Below are 1227 nucleotides of genomic sequence, written 5' to 3'. Positions count from 1 at the left end.
CGCGATCGTGGCCCGGGTGCCGGGTGGCGCCGCCAACGTGCAGGACATCTACCCGCTGGCGCCGCTGCAGGAAGGCATGTTGTTCCACCACCTGATGGCGGAGCAGGGCGACGTCTATCTGCAGGACCTGCTGTTCAGCTTTGACCAGCGCGGCAAGCTGGAGCGCTTCGTGCAGGCGCTGGGCCAGGTCGTGCAGCGTCACGATGTGCTGAGGACCGCGCTGCACTGGGAAGGGCTGGACGAGCCGGTGCAGGTGGTGTGGCGTGACGCGCCGCTGTTGCTGCAGGAAGAGCGTATCGATCCTGACAGCGCGCTGGACGCGGCGACCCAGCTGCGCCAGCGCTGGGATCCCAAGCACACCCGCATCACGCTGACGCAGGCGCCGCTGATGCGCGCCCATGCGATGCGCGACGCGGCGAACCAGCGCTGGCTGCTGTTGCTGCTGATGCACCACCTGTCGACCGACCACCAGGCGCTGGACGTGATGCAGCAGGAGATCGCCTTGCTGCTGAGTGGTCGCGAGCAAGACCTGGCCCCGCCGCAGCCTTTCCGTAACTATGTGGCGCAGGCGCGGCTGGGCATGACGGCCGAGCAGCACGAGGCCTATTTCCGCGAGCGCCTGGGCACGGTGGATGAACCGACACTGCCTTATGGTCTGTCGGATGTGCAGGGCGATGGCAGCCAGTTCGGCGAAGCCCGCCTGGCGCTGACCCCGGCGCTGACTCTGGGGCTGAGGACCCAGGCGCGCCGGCTGGGCCTGAGCGTGGCCAGTCTGTGCCATCTGGCCTATGCGATGGTGCTGGGCCAGCTCAGCGGGCGGGACGATGTGGTCTTTGGCACCGTGCTGTTTGGGCGCATGCAGGCCGGGGCCGGCGCGGACCGCGCGCTGGGGCTGTACATCAACACGCTGCCGCTGCGCGTCGGGCTGGACGGCCGCGTGCAGGACGCGGTCAAGCAGGTGCAGCGTGAGCTGGCCGGTCTGCTGCGCCATGAGCATGCGCCGCTGGCGCTGGCGCAGCGCTGCAGCGGCCATGCCACGGGCGAACCCTTGTTCTCGGCGCTGTTGAACTACCGCCACAACGCCCGGGCTCCCCAGGCCGACGAGGAGGCGCTGGCCGCGCTGGAGCTGGAGGCACTGCAGGGCATGGAGATGCTGCACAGCGAAGAAAGCAGCAATTACCCGCTCAACCTGGACGTCGACGACAGCGGCGACGAACTCGGGCTGGT

1 protein-coding gene is annotated in these 1227 nt (G+C 68.9%); it reads left to right on the top strand.

The window, feature by feature from the left end:
- On the top strand, positions 1-1227 hold a 1227-nt coding region (locus LZ017_RS21740; protein WP_241399024.1), incomplete at both ends, for a condensation domain-containing protein.

Source organism: Pelomonas sp. CA6, from assembly GCF_022549225.1.
Lineage (GTDB): Bacteria > Pseudomonadota > Gammaproteobacteria > Burkholderiales > Burkholderiaceae_C > Roseateles.
Note: the sequence above shows the minus strand (reverse complement) of the source record. Positions and strands in the feature narration are given on the sequence as shown.